Raw genomic sequence first — 16362 nt, forward strand, 5'->3', positions numbered from 1 at the left:
AGTGAACAACATGTCTGCGACTACTATGGCCACCGCCGCCTTCAATCGCGTACCCCGCGTCACCATCGACTTCTGGTTGATCAAGCTGATGGCGGTTACCGTCGGTGAAACCGCTGCGGACTATCTCGCCGTCAATCTGGGCCTCGGCTTGCCGCTCACCTCGATGATCATGACCGGCGTACTTATCATTGCCTTGATCTTGCAGTTCGCTCAGAAGCGCTACGTGCCCTGGGCCTATTGGCTTGCCGTGGTGCTGATCAGTGTCGTCGGCACGCTGCTGACCGACAATCTCGTCGACAACTTTGGCGTCCCCCTCGTCGTGACCACGGTGGCCTGCACCATCCTGCTCGCAGGCACTTTCGCAGCCTGGTACTGGAGCGAGCGTACCCTTTCGATCCACACTATCATCACAACTAAGCGGGAGGCCTTTTACTGGCTAGCCATCCTGTTCACCTTCGCACTCGGAACTGCGGCGGGCGACTTCGTGGCTGAAAAACTTGATGTCGGGTACCTCAACACCGGACTTCTCTTTGCCGCTGTCATCGCGCTGATTGCCCTCGCGTACTTCGTCCTGAAGATCAACGGTATCCTTGCCTTCTGGCTGGCATACATCCTGACGCGGCCACTTGGGGCCTCGTTCGGCGATCTGCTTTCACAACCGGTCGAGTATGGTGGCCTAGGTCTCGGCACTATAGTCACCAGCCTGCTGTTCTTAGCGGCTATTGCGGCCATCGTGCTCTACATGAGCTGGATGAACCGCGAGGGTGAGCTCGTCACTTCCGGACCTACGACTTAGTAGCACCGGCGCGGACCGCTCGACGCCTTGCAACCGACATCGCGGTGGCGCAGCCTAATCTGGTTCGCTATCGCGATGAACCGTCAATCCCGAGGACATCCTTCTCTCATGCGCATCCTGGTAGTAGAGGACGACAAGCGAACCTACGAATACGTCAGGAAAGGGTTCGCGGAGGCGGGCCATGTGGCCGACGTGCTGGTCGATGGACAAGATGCGCTGGCCCACGCCTCACGAGAGCCATACGACGTGCTGGTCATCGACCGCATGATCCCCGGACTCGACGGTCTGTCGCTAGTAAAAGCACTTCGCGCCTCCGGCAACACAACCCCAGTACTATTCCTGACTGCGGTGGGAGGGGTCGATGATCGGGTGGATGGGCTCGAGGCCGGCGGGGACGACTACTTGGTCAAGCCCTTCGCATTCTCAGAACTCATGGCACGTTTGAATGCATTGGCACGACGCCCTCCTGCACAAGCCGAGAGGTCTAAGCTTGCAGTGCTGGACCTTGAACTCGATGTGATGCGCCGGACCTGCCGCCGCGCGGGTAAAGCCATCGAACTTCTCCCGCGCGAGTTTTCCCTACTTGAGTACCTGATGCGTAACGAGGGTAGGGTCGTTACGCGGACGATGCTGCTTGAGCGGGTCTGGGAATTTCATTTTGATCCACAAACCAGTGTAGTCGAGACGCACATCAGCCGTCTGAGGGCAAAGATCGATCGGCCGTTCGAGCAGCAGTTGTTACACACGGTTAGAAACACCGGATACAGCGTGCATGCGTAAGGGGCTGCTTCCCAGCACGCCACTCCGGCTTACGCTTATACTTGGCGCGGTATTCCTCATAGCTCTTACAATCGCGGGAATCACGGCGTTTGAGTTGATCCGCCAGGAACTTGCGACACGCATCGACCTCAACGTGTCCGATAGCTACAGCGTTATCTCCCAGTCCTACGGAGAGAACGACCTCACCGACCTTATCGACACGGTCAACAGTCACGCCCGAACGACGCCTCACCATGACAAGGTCTACGCCTTAGCCAACTCTGCTGGTCGGATATTGGCTGGCAACGTCACGCAGGTACCGCCAGCGGCCGGGTGGTTGACCGCTAAGGCCGAAATGATTGGTGTTACCGATGAGTCCAATGACTATCGTCTCTTTGTTGGCGACGTTGGCATCTACAAACTCCTGGTGGGCGCCAGTTTTAGCGAAACTAACGCCATCGGTCGCCTGACGTTTACGAGCCTTGGCTGGGCGGGAGTTGTGCTCACTGCCCTAGTAGTGATCACGGGACTGATCATCGCTAATCGCGGACAGCGGCGCCTTGATGGGATCGCCGCCACGATGCACCGTATCGGGAGAGGCGAACTTACCGCGCGCATCGCGACCAGCGGCCGTAATGATGACGTCGATGCGCTGGTGTCCGAAGTCAATGCGGCCCTCGACCGGCTCGCTGGTCTGGTCGAGGGGATGAGGCAAGTCAGTGTTGACATCGCGCATGACCTGAAGACTCCGCTCAACCGGTTATCGATCACTGTAGAAGACGCCGTCGAGGCGGAAGAGGCGGGGCGCCCGGCAGCGGAGTTTCTGGCTGAGGCTCAAGGGGAAATTCGCCAGCTCAACGCGACCTTTGATGCGTTGCTACGCATCGCCAACATTGAAGCCGGTGCACGTCGCTCCCGGTTTACAGCGCTTGGGCTGGGGGACCTGCTGGAAACCATCGCCGATGCCTACGGTGAGGTTGCAAGAGAACACGGCCAAACGCTGAAATTGGATCTGGTCGGCACGCTGGACATTTCTGGGGACCGGGATCTGTTGGTTCAGATGTTTGCAAATCTGGTGGAAAACGCCATCCGCCATTGTCCGCCGGGAACACAAATCGAGCTGTTGTGCCGAATGGAAAGCCAGCACGTCACAGTGATCGTAAAAGATACCGGACCCGGTATTCCTGAGAGCGAACGCGACAAGGTCTTTCAGCGCCTTTACCGGGTCGAAAAGAGCCGTACCACCCCCGGGACTGGGCTGGGACTCAGCCTCGTAAAAGCAGTTGCCGACCTTCATGGCGCAACCTTGGCGCTCTCGGAAAATGGTCCTGGCCTCTGTGTCACAGTCCGATTTCCATCCAGCGTCGGCTCTTCGATTACAAATCTGTAAGGAGGACGACAGCGCGGCGTGACACGTGCAGTGGACGGTGCGGGTGCTGGGCGCTTTGCGTCCAATAAGGAGCCCTCTCATGAAACGTCGCTCAATCGTCCTCACAGCAGCTATCGTCGTGACTTCGGTGTTATCGACTTCTTTCGCTATATTGCCGACCTTTGTCTTGGCCGCTGAACAGGCAGTGTCACCCGAACGAAATCCGCCAGGAGATATCTCCGATAGTCAGGTCTTCATCGCTTACACCGGCCCTGGGTTCTCGATGCAGGTACCGGAAGGCTGGTCGCGCAACAACGTCGCTGGTGGCGCTACCTTCTCCGATAAATACAACCTGATTGCGGTGACGATTGCCGACGCACCGGTAGCGCCCACCGTGGAGAGTGCGAAGCTGGATGAAGCCGCCGCGATGTCGGCAAGCGGGCATGCGGTAGAAATAACTGGCATCAAGTCGGTTGCCCTCGACGGGGGTGAAGCTATCCAGATCGAGTATCAATCGAACTCTGATCCCAACGATGTGACCGGCAAACAGGTTCGACTGGAACGCGTGCGCTACCTCTACTTTAAGGGTGGCAAGCTAGTGCGCCTCGATATGGCTGCGCCGGCGGGCGCGGACAACGTCGACCAATGGCTGGTCATGGCAAACTCCGTGAAACTCGATTGACGACGGTGCTCGTGGCCGGTGGGCTGTACCGCTTCTTTCACAACGGTGACGCAGAGACGGCCGCTCTCAAAGGCGTAGATATTGGACTGGCGGCCGGTGAGTTCGTCGCCCTGATGGGACCATCCGGTAGTGGCAAGTCTACGCTCCTCTCCTGCCTCGCAGGCCTCGACGATCCCGACGGCGGAACGGTCGAACTAAATGGAGAGCGGCTGAGCCGACGGCCGGAATCTCAACGGGCCAGTATTCGCGCGCGGTTCGTGGGCATGCTGATGCAATCTGGAAATTTGCTCGAACATCTAAGCGTTGAGGGCAACATGGCGCTGCAACGCAGTCTGGCAAAGAACCGCTCTACCAAGGACCCATCGGAGCTTCTTGGTCGGCTGGGTCTATCGCATCGCCGCGTGTCGTTTCCCTCACAACTTTCAGGAGGTGAAGCCGCACGGGCCGGACTTGCGGTTGCCATATCAGGGGAGCCGAGCCTGCTGATCTGCGATGAACCCACTGCTGAGGTAGACGCCGAGACGGAAAGAGACATCATTCGTTTGCTGCATGAAGAGGCGGGCCGCGGCGCTGCTGTATTGGTTGCCACCCATAGTGCAGTCCTGGCGAAGGAGTGCAACCGTGTCGTAATGCTGGACGACGGCAGGGTCGTCAAATGATCACGAACCGCTCGATCCTCGTCGACGTCCGCGACGCGGGACGTACGTACGCTCTAGGCGGCACTGTGTTAGCGGCAGTTGCGCACGCAACTTGCCAAATTAGTGGCAACGATCGGATCGCGGTTGTTGGCCGATCTGGCAGCGGGAAATCAACTTTCCTGCACCTTATTGCAGGGCTGGAGACCCCCACATCCGGAGTGGTTTCTTGGCCTGCCTTGGGGGCTAGAGAAACACTTCGCCCGAAACATGTCGGAATTGTTTTTCAATCCCCTAGCCTCATACCTTGGCTGGATGTGGCTGAAAATGTTGCGCTGCCATTGCAATTGGCAGGAAGAGGCTTCGGGGCCCAGCAGGTTGTAAAAGCCGCGTTGCGTCGTTTCGACCTTGACCACCTCGCCTCAAAACTCCCGGAAGAGCTGTCAGGCGGCCAAGCACAGCGCGTGTCCTTGGTACGCGCCACAGTTACGAGTCCGGCGTTGCTGATCGCCGATGAGCCGACCGGACAGCTGGACCATAGCACCGCCGCGCACCTGCTAGACATTTTGCTTGCGTGGGCGGACGAGGAACATACTGCCATCGTCGTTGCTACCCACGATATAACGGTCGCAGAGCGTTTAGCTACCAGATGGCAGATGCACCGCGGCGTACTGACCACCGAACTGGAGAGGCTCGCATCATGATCGGCCCCTGGCTATTCGGACTGGTAAGAACTCGAGCCGGACGACTTTTCGGGATGACGACCGGGATCGCGCTGGCGGTAGCACTCCTCGCAGACCTCGGGACATTCATCGAACACAGCGCTTCCACCATGACTACCAGAGCCATAGCCGCCATCCCTGTGGATTGGCAGGTGGAGCTTGTCCACGGTGGAAGCATCGAGACCGTATCGGCGGCGATTGAGGCCGCTATGCCCACCAAACACAAAGAGCTGGTCGGATATGCCGACGTTGACGGCTTCGAGCTCACCACTGCAAGTGGCACGCAGTCAACTGGGAGCGGTCAGGTAGTGGGGTTCCAGCCCTCGTATGCGACCAATCTACCCGCCGGATTTCGAATGCTGTCAGGAGACGCGACTGGCGCCCTGCTCCTGCAGCAGACCGCCGCTAATCTGCACGCAGTACCGGGCGACAAAGTCCTGGTTCATCGACCAGGACTCGATGATGCGAGCATCACTATATCGGGGATCGTAGATTTGAAGACGGCGGATAGCCTGTTCCAGGCCATCGGGGTGCCGCCAGGCGCTGCTCCACAAGCGCCGCCGGACAACGCAGTGCTGCTGCCAATGCCAGAGTGGCATGCAATATTCGACGCAGAGGCTATCGCCCGACCACAAAGCGTAAGGACACAGATTCATGTCGTCCTCGACCACCAAAACCTCCCTTCCGATCCAAACGACGCCTATCGATACGTCCTCCAGGCTGGCCATAATTTCGAAGCGCGGATCGCTGGATCTGCCCTCCTTGCCAACAACATTGCAGCGCAACTCGATGCTGCTCGTGGTGACGCCCTCTATGCGCGGGTCTTGTTCCTTTTCCTCGGTGCCCCTGGTGTTGTACTTGCGGGCTTGCTCACGATCACGTTGGCGGCTTCTGGTGGCGAACGACGCCGGCGCGACCAGTCCTTGCTTCGTCTACGAGGTGCTTCACTGGCCACGATCATTAGGTTCGCGGCTTTCGAGGCGCTAACCGTTGGCATCGTCGGCGCTGGCGTCGGCGCTGCAATTGCTGCGCTTACCGCTCCGCTATTTGGTCAGGAATTGTTTAGTGTCACTCGCGCGCACTGGTCGGTTGTTGCCGGAGTTGGTGGTCTCGCACTTGCTGTCGGCGCGGTGGTTGTTCCGTCGTGGCGCTCAGCGCGCAGTCTCTCCGTTGCCGCAGTCCGACAAACGCTCTTAACCAACTCCACACCGATCTGGGAACGCCTCTATCTCGATTTGATCTGCCTCGGCATCGCAGCAGTCGTATTTTGGAACACCGCCGCCACCGGCTATCAGGTGGTACTTGCGACTGAGGGTGTGACGGCCATATCGGTCGACTACGCTTCATTCCTCGCCCCACTCCTGCTCTGGATCGGGGCGGCGCTTCTGACGCTGCGGTTGGTTCGTTCGTTGCTTCAGTATGGACGCAAATCACTAGATCAGCTGCTGGCAGGTGCTGCGGGGGTTGCACCCGCCGTGGCGTCCTCACTGTCGCGGCAAAGGCAGCGGCTCGCCGCCGGAGTTGGGTTCGCCGCTCTCGCTATTGCATTTGCGGTATCAACCGCCGTGTTCAACACGACATACCAGGGTCAGGCCAGGGTCGACGCTCTGCTAACAAACGGCGCGGACGTGACCGTAACTGGCACAACGTCATTTCCCGCCAGTCAGGTCATCAACCAACTTCGGGCTATTTCGGGGGTGGACAGTGCCGAACTCATGCAGCATCGCTTCGCCTACGTCGGGACCGACTTACAGGACCTCTACGGCATAGATCCCGCCCTCATTGGCAATGCCACAACGCTTTCGAATGCCTATTTCCAAAATGGCGATGCGGCGGGCACCATCGCGACGCTAGCTGGCAAACCAGACGCCGTCCTGGTCTCAGACGAGACGGTAGGAGACTTTCAGCTGACGCTAGGTGATACAATCAACTTACGGCTCCAGGGTGCCGACGGCCAATATCGACGTGTCCCATTTACATTCGTCGGTGTGGTGCGCGAATTTCCGACTGCACCACGCGATAGCTTTCTGGTTGCCAACGCCGCCTATGTCGCGAAGATGACGGGGGTTGATGCTTCGGAAGTCGCCCTCTTGCGAACCTCAGCGGACCGTCTAGCGGTGAAGTCAGCTGCCTCGGACATTGTGAAGGCGATGCCGGGTGCCAACGTAACGGAGCTAGGTCAGGCCATTCATCTGGTGGGTTCTAGCCTGACATCGGTCGACCTTGCCGGACTAACAGCGTTAGAACTCAGCGCCGCCGTATTGCTCGCGGCGGGCTCGACGGGACTTGTCCTTGCACTGGGTTTCGCCGATCGGAGGCGGAGTTTTGCAATTCTTGCCATACTTGGGGCACGTCAAGTCCAACTCGGAACATTCATTGTCGCAGAAGCCCTCGTTATCGTTACGGGTGGGGTAATTTTTGGAGCCGCCACTGGGCTGGCAGTCGCCCAAGTCCTAGTTTCGGTCCTGCAAGGGGTCTTCGATCCGCCACCTGAAGCCGTTTCGGTTCCCTGGGGCTTTCTTTCAATAGTTGGGATTGCGGCGTTGATGGCTGTAGCGGGTGCCGTCGCCAACACTTTGCGCGAAACGGCGATTGAGCCAATTCGGCGCTTGAGGGAGTTGCAATAGGGGGCGTAGTTATAGCCGCCTGGCGCGCGGATCGTGTAGTGCCTTAAGGTTGACGTCAGGTTCAGCTGCAACTTATCGCGCGCGCGATAGAAGAGTAGTTTCCATTTTCACTCGCGCAACGTGAGCCACGAGTGGAGCGGCACATTGAGGAGCAGTACGAGAATTATTTTTCTGCTGGGAATGCTCGCCCTCGCATTGGCATTGACGACGTTTTTCGTAGTTTACGCTTCAGTTTTTTTTGGACCACGATGAGCGTCGGCTGATCGGGCTCGGCAAGAGGCACCATGACCGCGATTTTTTCCACAATTATTGCTGCCTTCCTCGCGTCATTCGTTGAGGTAGTCGAAGCCTTTACCATCGTGCTGGCCGTCGGCTTAACGCGCGGTTGGCGGCCGGCCCTCGTCGGAACCGGCCTGGCGCTGCTGCTGCTCATCGCGCTAGTTGTCTCCTTTGGCCCTCTCTTGGCTATGATCCCGATTGCCGCAGTGCAATACGTCGTCGGCGTCTTGCTCATCTTGTTTGGAATCCGCTGGCTGCGCAAAGCTATCCTAAGGTCAGCAGGGGTCATCGCGCTTCGCGATGAAGAAAAGGCCTTTGCGCGAGAGACAACCGAGCTGGTTCAGCAGGCCAAGGACCCGCAGGCTAGCTACCTGGCTGGGTTAGCAGCATTCAAAGCGGTCGTGCTGGAAGGGCTGGAGGTTGTCTTCATTGTCATTGCGGTGGGCTCAACTCGTGGATTGACGCTTTATGCCGGACTGGGGGCCCTCGGTGCTTTCGTACTGGTCATATTCATCGGCCTGGTGGTGCACCGCCCGTTGTCGCGCGTTCCGGAGAACACCTTAAAGTTCATTGTGGGGATGATGCTAACCAGCTTCGGTGTGTTTTGGACTGGGGAGGGGCTTGGGGCGGAATGGCCCGGCGCCGACCTGTCTCTCGGCGGAATTCTTGTAGTTGTTGCACTAGCGTCTTGGGCGATCTTGAGGTTAGCTCGCCGAGCCCAAGCCGGCGTGAGCAACGGAGCCACAGAATGAGTATCCCGCGCCTCATCGTCTCCGAATTGCTCGGCATGTTCATCGACGACGGCAACCTAGCCATCTTGGTCGCTGTGCAAGTGGGGTTGGTCTCCACAAGCATCGTTTGGCTAGGATTACCAGCCCTGTTGGGGGGAGTGCTAATTGCAGCCGGATGCATCGTTACCCTGGCATGGAGCGTGATGCGAGCGGCTAGAAGATAGCCCTTGCCGGGTGATCTGCCTCAACGCGAGATGAGCCAGAGTGCCGCCTCTCGTGCCGCTATTGCGTACTTGGACTGTGGGCAGCGGTTTAGAAGCCTCAAACGGAAATATTGGGGTCAGCTACGAGATGTCACCTGAGTTGTACCGCGCAACGTGGAACTTCTCCGCGGACTACCCCGATGGCAGCGCCCAAATATTCGGCCCGTCGCTCGGCCGTGGCAAAATCGATCGGGTTGGGGCGTAAAGCGTAAGGCCCTGAGTGTCGCCTCGTCCGCTTTATGTCGCGACACTAAAGCCCAACTAGTTTGCTGCGTCCATGGTTGCCTTGAGAGATTAGGCTCTCAGATGTGGCAGACCCTGTTCGCAAACTTCGCCGTCGTGGGGCTCTTTGTGTCTGCGTGGCTGCAGGCACAGGACCGGCTGAGAACCGTCAGGCGTCGTGGGCTGCGCTTGCTGCTTGGGCTGTGCATGGGGTGCGGGGCCATCGCTTCCATGTTGCTGGCGATAGAGTTCCAGCCTGGTATATTCTCTGATCTCCGCTCAACGTTCATTGCACTCGCAGGCTTTCTGGGCGGACCACTTGGTGCGGGTGTCGCCGCAATCATTGCCATGGCGTACTGTGCCACGCTGGGAGGGGCCGGTCTCACAGGCGGTTGGCTGGGGGTCTTGCTGGCAGCCTTGACCGGTCTATCTGCGCAACGACTTATTGGCAGGAAAACGCCAACACTGATTCAAACCATTGCGTTTGCTGCGGGTTCGGCAACTATCCCGCTTCTCAGCCTCGCAACGTTCCCGTTGGCTATTCGCACGCAAGCGCAGGATGGCGCGGCGCTGCCGATGGCGGTTGTCGGCTTTGCCGCCACTCTTTTTGCAGCCCTGAGCATTGCGCGGTCACGCCGGCATGTCGAAGAGCGCAAGCTGCTTCTGGCAGCGCTGCACCAGGCGCCCGACTACCTCTATGTGAAGGGCCGGGAGAGCCGATTTATAGCCGTCAACACTGCTGTTGCCGGTGCCAATGGTCTAGCCGCATGATAGAGGCGGAGGCATAAATCTGATTTAGCCGATAGCAGGCCGGGGCACCTGCCTTTTGCCGCGGCGATTGCCTGACAGTCCAAGATTCCGAGGGCTTATAAGGTGATAATAGCTAAGCATTTGAGGGAAGCGTCACAATGGTCTTGAACGAGCCGCCAATCATCTCAATCGCCGGTGCCAGTGGAGATCTTGGTGGGCGCATCGCGACGGCGTTGGTGAAACGCGGCGCGAGGGTGCTGGCGATGGTGCGGCCTAGCACGACTACCGCAGACCGGGCAAAACTGTTGGCCCTTGGAGTACAAATCGCTTCGGCTGACCCCGGTGATCTCAAGGCAATGGCCACCGCACTAGCCGGTTCTGCTTGCGTGATCTCGGCTCTGAACGGGCTCAGCGACGTAGTGATTGACCGCCAGGGCGTGCTGCTGGACGCCGCCGTTGCCGCAGGGGTTCCTCGATTTATCCCTTCGGATTTCGCCGCGGACTTCACCAAAACTGCGCCTGGGCTCAACCGCAACTTCGACCTGCGCCGTACCTTCATGGCTCGTTCAGACCAAGCGCCGATCAAGGTGACCTCAATCCTCAACGGTGCCTTCATGGACATGCTTGGCGCCGAAATGCCGATCATCCAACCGGGTATTCATCGGGTGCTCTACTGGCACAACGCTGACCAGGTTCTGGATTTCACCACCAAGAACAATGTGGCCGATTACACCGCTGCGGCCGCCCTTGATCCGTCCACACCGCGCCTGCTGCGAATTGCTGGTGACAGCGTCAGCGTCCGGACCTTGGCAGCCACACTGAGCGAGGTGTCTGGGCAGCGCTATCGCCCGCTTTGGGTTGGCACTATTGGAATGCTCGGCATGATGATCGGGCTGGCGAAGCGCATTGTGCCCCAAGCTGATGCACCATTCCCGGCCTGGCAGGGGATGCAATATATGCGCGATCAGTTCGGTGGCAGAGCTCAGCTGGCGCAACTGGACAACTCACGCTACCCCGGCATCGAATGGACCTCAGTACGGAATCACCTTGCAGGCCTAGAAGCGTTTCGGGCTTCCTCGGTCTGATCTCCTGCGGGTTTGGTTGACAGGCAGTTAGGCCAAGTGGATTGTCCTGATTCGGCAGCCGGGCCTGCATTCGGGTGCAAGCAACCCTTAGAATTCTTAATCGTAGAACAGGGGTGACAACCGAGCCGTTTGCACGAAGCCTGGATCGTGAAGCGGCACAATCTCACCACCGGTGTCGGCGGCGATCGCCTTGAGGCGCCTGATGCTGGCGAGGGCAGCAGCATCGTCCATGCTGGAGCCAAGCACTTCGCGGTCGAAGTTCTCGAGCAGGTCGGCGACATCGCCAGTGAGAATCTTCACACCGGAATTGGGAAGCCGGATAACAGCAGACTGATGCCCGGGCTGATGCCCTCGCGTCAGCACCAGGTCTAGGCCATCCATCAGCGTCGTATCGCCATCGACGACATTCCACTTCAGCGCTGGGTTGGCATATTCTGAAAAGTTCATGCGCCCCGTGTCGGCCATCGCCGCTTCAAGCTCAAGCTTCTGAACCGTTATGCGCGCGTTGGGAAAGTCGCCCAAGTGCCCAGTATGGTCGCCATGCGCATGGCTAAGGACGATCTCGGTAATTTCGGACGGAGCAATGCCGAGGACCGCAAGCTGCCCCATCACCTCGTGTTCCGGCAGAACAACGGGGGCCGCCGGGAACGTGTCATCGACGAACTGTGCTCGTGCGGCATGCACGTCGGCCAGGTTGCGGCTATCGAGGCCCGTGTCAAACATCACGTAACCCCGGGAAGTCTCCATCAGGTAGCAGCAGATAGGAACCGCGAGCACGATATTGCGCTGCTCGTTGCGGATGCAGCCAGATTTGCGAATGATCTCGTAGCCGGCGAGGAGGATATAGAGCTTTCGGACTTCGGTCATGAGTGGGCGCCTTGTGCCTTGAACACATCCATCAGCATGTCGATGAAAATCGCCTTGTTAGCGCCAAAAGCGACGCGGCAGTTGGGGGGTAGCCCGCTGCGGTTGTTCACGTCGATCACAGTTCGCCCGACGGTATGAATGCCCTGCGTTTCCACCTCAACGTGGACCGAGCGGGTCTCGAGTAGGTCTGGGCGAACAAGGTAGGCGACGCACACTGCGTCATGGACAGGCGCTGAGTTGATCACCGTCATGGGCTGGGTTGAGTCGTAACCCTTGATGCGCTGGGCGATGAAGCGGGACGCAGCGATGCCCGCGGGCGTGCCCAGATCCTCGAGGGCCTTGGCCTCGACGCTCGACACCAGCGCCTGGAAGGTCGCATCAAGGGGCACGAGGGTGATCTTTTTGAAGCCGGCAGCAAAGACGATCGCCGCAGCCTCTGGGTCGGCCCAGATGTTGAACTCGGCGGCCGGGGTGACATTTCCCGTGTAGTGGGCACCACCCATGATGACGAGCTCGGGCACGTTGCTGGCGAACTCGGGATCGGCTGCGATTGCGGCTGCGATATTGGTCAATGGACCTACGGGAATGAGGACGATCTCCTCGCGCGCGACCCGAAAGGTCTCAATGAGGAACTCGACGGCGCCCCTGTCCTGCTTGCGGCTCGTGGCTTCAGGAAGGGGGAGGACATCCACGTGGATGCCGGTTGCCTTGCGCTCTGCCCGTGGGATGGGAGAGTCATTCCGGACGATCGGCTTCCGGCTGCCTTCGTAAACCGGGATTTCGGAGCGGCCGATGAAGTCGAGAACCCTGAGGCTATTGTCGGTGCAGAAGTTCACCGCCACGTTGCCGTTAACGGTGGTTACAGCCAGCAACTCCAGGTCAGGGTGCAGCGCGCCGAGCATGATTGCCACCGCGTCGTCCGTTCCTGTGTCCACGTCGAGAATGAGTTTACGCGGCACGGCTGATCTCCAGAGGTCTGAACAGGTTTGAAAAAGTGTCAGTGATCACCGGGTGGCATCCGTGCAGTGGCGCCAATTGCAGCGAGTCCGGCCATGGCAATCGCCACATCTTCTTCGTCTGGCGCTGAGCCCACGCCAATGCCGCCGACGCAGATCCCCTCAACAACAATTGGTAGCCCGCCCGCCATGTTGGTCAGGCGTCCGCCAGACGCTGCGGCGAGGCTTGGTGCCATGGCCGCGTCAATCTCACTCGAAGGACGCCGGTGCGAAGCGGCACTGACTGCCTTGGTCGTCGCGGTGTGCATCGACAGCAGTTTGGCGTCATCCATACGGAGGCAAGCCACGGTGTTACCACCAGCGTCGACGATGACGATGTCAACGTGCCAGTCAATTTCGATGGCCTTGGCGACAGCTGCCTTCAGCATCACGAGGGCGGCTTCGTGCGTCAGCTTGAGGGTTCTTGTGGTGAAGGCCATGGCTTCCGACTTCCGTAAATAGTTGGTCCCGGACGTGTCGTCCGGGACCGGTCTGGCAAAACTGAGGCTTAGAGGAACTCAGGATCGAAGATCGTGGCGTAGGGGACTTCCTGGGCCAAAACACCTGAGATCATGATGATGCTCTGGGTCTTCTGCCAGGCCTCTTCAGGCATCGAGCCGTCCTGCTGCCACATATCATTGGCGCGCGCGCGCGTCAGGATAGCGTCCAGGTCATCCTTGGGGAGGGTGGGGAACTCTTCGGCCGCGATTGCCCGCATTTCCGCCTCGTCCTCGAACACCAGGTTAAGGGACTTTTTAGTGGCAGCGACGATGGCCTTGGCCAGCTCGGGGTCCGCCTTGATGGTGGCTTCCGGAAGGTTGACAGTCGTCCAGGCGAAGAGCCCCAGTTCCTTCGGCATGCTTGCGAAAGGCTCCTGCCAGATACCCTCTTTTACGCCCTGTGCAATGAATGGCTCATAGACCATGGCCATATCGGCCTCGCCATTCTTCATCGCCGCAACGCGCCCAGCGTCCGAGGCAATCTCGAGCATGACGACATCTGCGCGCGGGTCGAGGCCATCGCGTTTCATCAGATAGAGCAGGATCGAATTGTCGGTGGAGCCGCGGGTGCCAACCGCGATCTTCTTGCCCTTGATGTTCTCGGCAAAGGTCTTGGCTGGATCGATCACTACACCGGTGCGGGCGCTCATGAACGAATTGGCGCGGTTCGACAGAGCAATCAAAGCTTTGATGGGCTTGCCACCCTTTACGCTTGCAAAGGCGATATGCTCCGGACCACCGATGTAGGCGTCCGCATTGCCTGACTGCACAGCAGCCATTGCCTTACCACCGCCTTCGGAAGTGACGATCTGCACGTCGAGGCCGACCTCTTTGAAGTAACCCTTGCGGATACCGACGTAGAACGGCAGCGAGTCGGCAGAATGGCCGGGCTCGGTGACGATGAACTTGCGCAGATCCTGAGCGGAGGCGCGGCCGGCTGAGCCCATCACAAGGCCCGTGGCGGCGAGGCCGGCAGCACCAGCTAGAACTTGGCGACGATTTATCTGAGACATGACAATTTTCCTGTGTTGATCTTTGCTTTGATTGGGCAATTCGGGTCAGATCGTTTTTGCAGTTTGTCCTTTCATGAGTTTGTGCTCGGCCCACGAAACGATCGCGTAGAGTCCGGTGGCGAGGAGCGCGAGGATGATGATGCCCACCCAGATAAGCGCCATGTCGTAGGTGGCGCCGGCATACATGATGATCTTGCCGAGGCCATACTGGGAGGAGATGAACTCGCCAGCGATGGCCCCAGCGAGGGCCATGCCGATGTTGATATGCAGCGAGGAGGCGATCCAGGGCAGGCAGGACGGAAGCACCACCTTGAAGAACACGTCGCGTCGACGCCCGCCGAGGGACAGAGTGAGTTTGACCAGGTCGTCGTCGACCGCCAGCACACCGGCATAAGCTGCAAGCGCCGTGATGACGGAGGTGAAGGCGATTGCGAGCGCGACCTTGGACGAAATGCCGATACCGAAGATGAGGATGATCAGCGGTCCGAGCGCAATCTTGGGAACGGCGTTGAAGACCACGATGTAGGGCCGCACGACGGCGGCAGCGTTGATTGACCACCAGAGGCTGAGACCGACGACGGCACCAAGGAGCGAACCCAGAACGAAGCCGGCAACGGTCGCCGAGAATGTGAACCACGTGTCGTAAAACACCGTGCCTTCATTGAAGACCGTAACAAATGCAGTGGCGATCCTCGACGGTGACGACCAGAAGAACGGGTCGATGAAACCGAGTTGGGCACCCGCCTCCCACCCTCCGACGATCGCGAGGAAAATGGCCAGCTGCAGCAGCCAGATGGCTGAGCGAGGCCACGGTCTTTCGCTCGTAATTACCACCCCAGTGCGCTTCTTCAGACCCCCAACTGGGAGGGGGGTAAGGGCACGATCGGGCGGAGCGCTCGACGAGGTCTCTTGTGTCATGCCGCTGTTCCTTCCGTCGCAGGTGCAGCTTCAGTCGCGAAAAGTAGGTCAAGGCAGCGCTGCTTGATGCTGACGAAGTCAGGAGAAGTGACGACCTCGCGATTACGCGGACGGGCCAGTGGCACATCGAAGCGATCAGCGATCCGGCCGGGCCGAGGTGAGAGCACACAGATTTCGTCCGAGAGGAAAACCGCCTCGTCGACGTCGTGAGTTACGAACAAGACCGTGCGGCCGAAGTCCTGCCACAGCGTCAGTAGCCACTCCTGCATGCGAAAGCGCGTCTGGGCGTCCAAGGCGGCAAACGGCTCATCGAGGAGGATGACGTCGTTGTTGCACAGCAGCGTGCGCAGCAGCGCGGCGCGCTGGCGCATGCCACCAGAGAGACTGCTCGGATAGTGCTTCTTGAACTTGCCGAGGCCATATCGATCCATCAGCGGCTCGGCCACGTCGCGGGCCTCGCGGCGGTCCATGCCCTGGATCTCGAGGCCATAGATTACGTTATCGAGCACCGTGCGCCACGGCAGCAGCAGGTCTTTCTGCAGCATGTATGAAACAAGGCCCGCCCGACCCGTGATGTCGTTACCATCAAGCAACACCCGGCCGGAGCTAGGTGTTAGCAGTCCTGCCAGGATATTGAAAAGCGTGGACTTGCCGCAGCCGGACTGTCCGATCAGGCTGACGAACGAGCCCGGTCTGACATCAAGCGAAATGTTGGAAATGGCTTGGACCGGCGCCGAATTCCGGCTCCTGAACTCGTGTGAGAGTGCCTCAAGCCGGAGCTTCGGCGTTGCAAGGCCTGGCGCGATTTGAGCATGAACCGTCATTGCCGGCCCTTCCTGCAGTGGTTTGGAAATTGCAGTGCTGCAGCCGCCCTTGAGCGGAAGCGTGAATTTTGTGAAGTGCAAAAATGGTGATGACGCACGAACGATCTCCCTTCGAAACTGCCGATTAAGGCCGCTCTTGGTTTGAGATCTCCCGGGTTTTTATCCCGCCGTGCTTGGTGCGGATTTCTCCCGCACCAACAGTCGCTCTTGGTCCTGTGCGCCTCATTTTGGGAGGGGCTGGATCCCTAGCGGCTAGCTCGCCGAATGCTTTGCAAGAGGCGTGCCAATTCAAAACTCCCGGGATTCCTGGATTTTTTGGCGTCAC

16 protein-coding genes are annotated in these 16362 nt (G+C 59.1%); 10 read left to right on the forward strand and 6 right to left on the reverse strand.

The annotated features are described in order from the left end of the window. The first annotated feature begins 10 nt into the window (after positions 1-10). The 10 genes from ACO06J_RS18390 (at position 11) to ACO06J_RS18435 (ending at position 10920) form a co-directional block, all read left to right on the forward strand. The gene (locus ACO06J_RS18390) at positions 11-796 is read left to right on the forward strand and encodes a hypothetical protein (RefSeq protein WP_421762164.1); all 786 of its coding nucleotides are present in this window, start codon (positions 11-13) and stop codon (positions 794-796) included. 108 nt (positions 797-904) lie between these two features. Next, a complete protein-coding gene (locus ACO06J_RS18395) occupies positions 905-1576 on the forward strand; it encodes a winged helix-turn-helix domain-containing protein (RefSeq protein ID WP_421762165.1) in 672 nt (223 codons plus the stop codon). Next, positions 1569-2945, forward strand: a complete 1377-nt coding sequence (locus ACO06J_RS18400; protein ID WP_421762166.1) for an ATP-binding protein — start codon at positions 1569-1571, stop codon at positions 2943-2945. The genes ACO06J_RS18395 and ACO06J_RS18400 overlap by 8 nt, the downstream gene beginning before the upstream one ends. 79 nt (positions 2946-3024) lie before the next feature. After that, positions 3025-3606: a hypothetical protein gene (locus ACO06J_RS18405; protein ID WP_421762167.1), complete on the forward strand. Its 582-nt coding sequence runs from the start codon at positions 3025-3027 to the stop codon at positions 3604-3606. A 5-nt stretch (positions 3607-3611) separates the two neighbouring features. Continuing rightward, positions 3612-4265: an ABC transporter ATP-binding protein gene (locus ACO06J_RS18410; protein ID WP_421762544.1), complete on the forward strand. Its 654-nt coding sequence runs from the start codon at positions 3612-3614 to the stop codon at positions 4263-4265. After that, positions 4262-4945 carry an ABC transporter ATP-binding protein gene (locus tag ACO06J_RS18415; protein ID WP_421762168.1) on the forward strand — a complete coding sequence of 228 codons (684 nt, stop codon included), beginning with the start codon at positions 4262-4264 and terminating at the stop codon, positions 4943-4945. Before ACO06J_RS18410 ends, ACO06J_RS18415 begins: the two co-directional genes overlap by 4 nt. Before the next feature lie 53 nt (positions 4946-4998). Beyond that, positions 4999-7590 carry an FtsX-like permease family protein gene (locus ACO06J_RS18420; protein ID WP_421762169.1) on the forward strand — a complete coding sequence of 864 codons (2592 nt, stop codon included), beginning with the start codon at positions 4999-5001 and terminating at the stop codon, positions 7588-7590. Positions 7591-7874: 284 nt separating this feature from the next. Further along, the gene (locus ACO06J_RS18425) at positions 7875-8621 is read left to right on the forward strand and encodes a COG4280 domain-containing protein (protein ID WP_421762170.1); all 747 of its coding nucleotides are present in this window, start codon (positions 7875-7877) and stop codon (positions 8619-8621) included. Positions 8622-9169: 548 nt separating this feature from the next. Continuing rightward, on the forward strand, positions 9170-9856 hold the full coding sequence (locus tag ACO06J_RS18430) for a LytS/YhcK type 5TM receptor domain-containing protein (RefSeq protein WP_421762171.1): 687 nt from the start codon (positions 9170-9172) through the stop codon (positions 9854-9856). A gap of 137 nt (positions 9857-9993) precedes the next feature. Continuing rightward, positions 9994-10920 carry an NmrA family NAD(P)-binding protein gene (locus ACO06J_RS18435; RefSeq protein WP_421762172.1) on the forward strand — a complete coding sequence of 309 codons (927 nt, stop codon included), beginning with the start codon at positions 9994-9996 and terminating at the stop codon, positions 10918-10920. Positions 10921-11016: 96 nt separating this feature from the next. Here ACO06J_RS18435 and ACO06J_RS18440 read toward each other — a convergent pair whose 3' ends face one another. The 6 genes from ACO06J_RS18440 to ACO06J_RS18465 all read right to left on the reverse strand — a co-directional run bounded on the left by ACO06J_RS18440 (position 11017) and on the right by ACO06J_RS18465 (position 16037). Further along, on the reverse strand, positions 11017-11787 hold the full coding sequence (locus ACO06J_RS18440) for an N-acyl homoserine lactonase family protein (RefSeq protein WP_421762173.1): 771 nt from the start codon (positions 11785-11787) through the stop codon (positions 11017-11019). After that, on the reverse strand, positions 11784-12746 hold the full coding sequence (locus ACO06J_RS18445; RefSeq protein WP_421762174.1) for a nucleoside hydrolase: 963 nt from the start codon (positions 12744-12746) through the stop codon (positions 11784-11786). Before ACO06J_RS18445 ends, ACO06J_RS18440 begins: the two co-directional genes overlap by 4 nt. Positions 12747-12784: 38 nt before the next feature. Beyond that, the gene (locus ACO06J_RS18450) at positions 12785-13222 is read right to left on the reverse strand and encodes a GlcG/HbpS family heme-binding protein (protein WP_421762175.1); all 438 of its coding nucleotides are present in this window, start codon (positions 13220-13222) and stop codon (positions 12785-12787) included. Between the two features lie 68 nt (positions 13223-13290). Further along, complete coding sequence (locus tag ACO06J_RS18455; RefSeq protein ID WP_421762176.1) at positions 13291-14295, reverse strand: ABC transporter substrate-binding protein; 1005 nt, start codon at positions 14293-14295, stop codon at positions 13291-13293. A gap of 45 nt (positions 14296-14340) precedes the next feature. Next, complete coding sequence (locus ACO06J_RS18460; RefSeq protein WP_421762177.1) at positions 14341-15213, reverse strand: ABC transporter permease; 873 nt, start codon at positions 15211-15213, stop codon at positions 14341-14343. Then, positions 15210-16037: an ABC transporter ATP-binding protein gene (locus ACO06J_RS18465; protein ID WP_421762178.1), complete on the reverse strand. Its 828-nt coding sequence runs from the start codon at positions 16035-16037 to the stop codon at positions 15210-15212. Before ACO06J_RS18465 ends, ACO06J_RS18460 begins: the two co-directional genes overlap by 4 nt. Between the last annotated feature and the right edge of the window lie 325 nt (positions 16038-16362).

The sequence above is a fragment of the Devosia sp. genome, assembly GCF_965229025.1.
GTDB lineage: Bacteria > Pseudomonadota > Alphaproteobacteria > Rhizobiales > Devosiaceae > Devosia_A.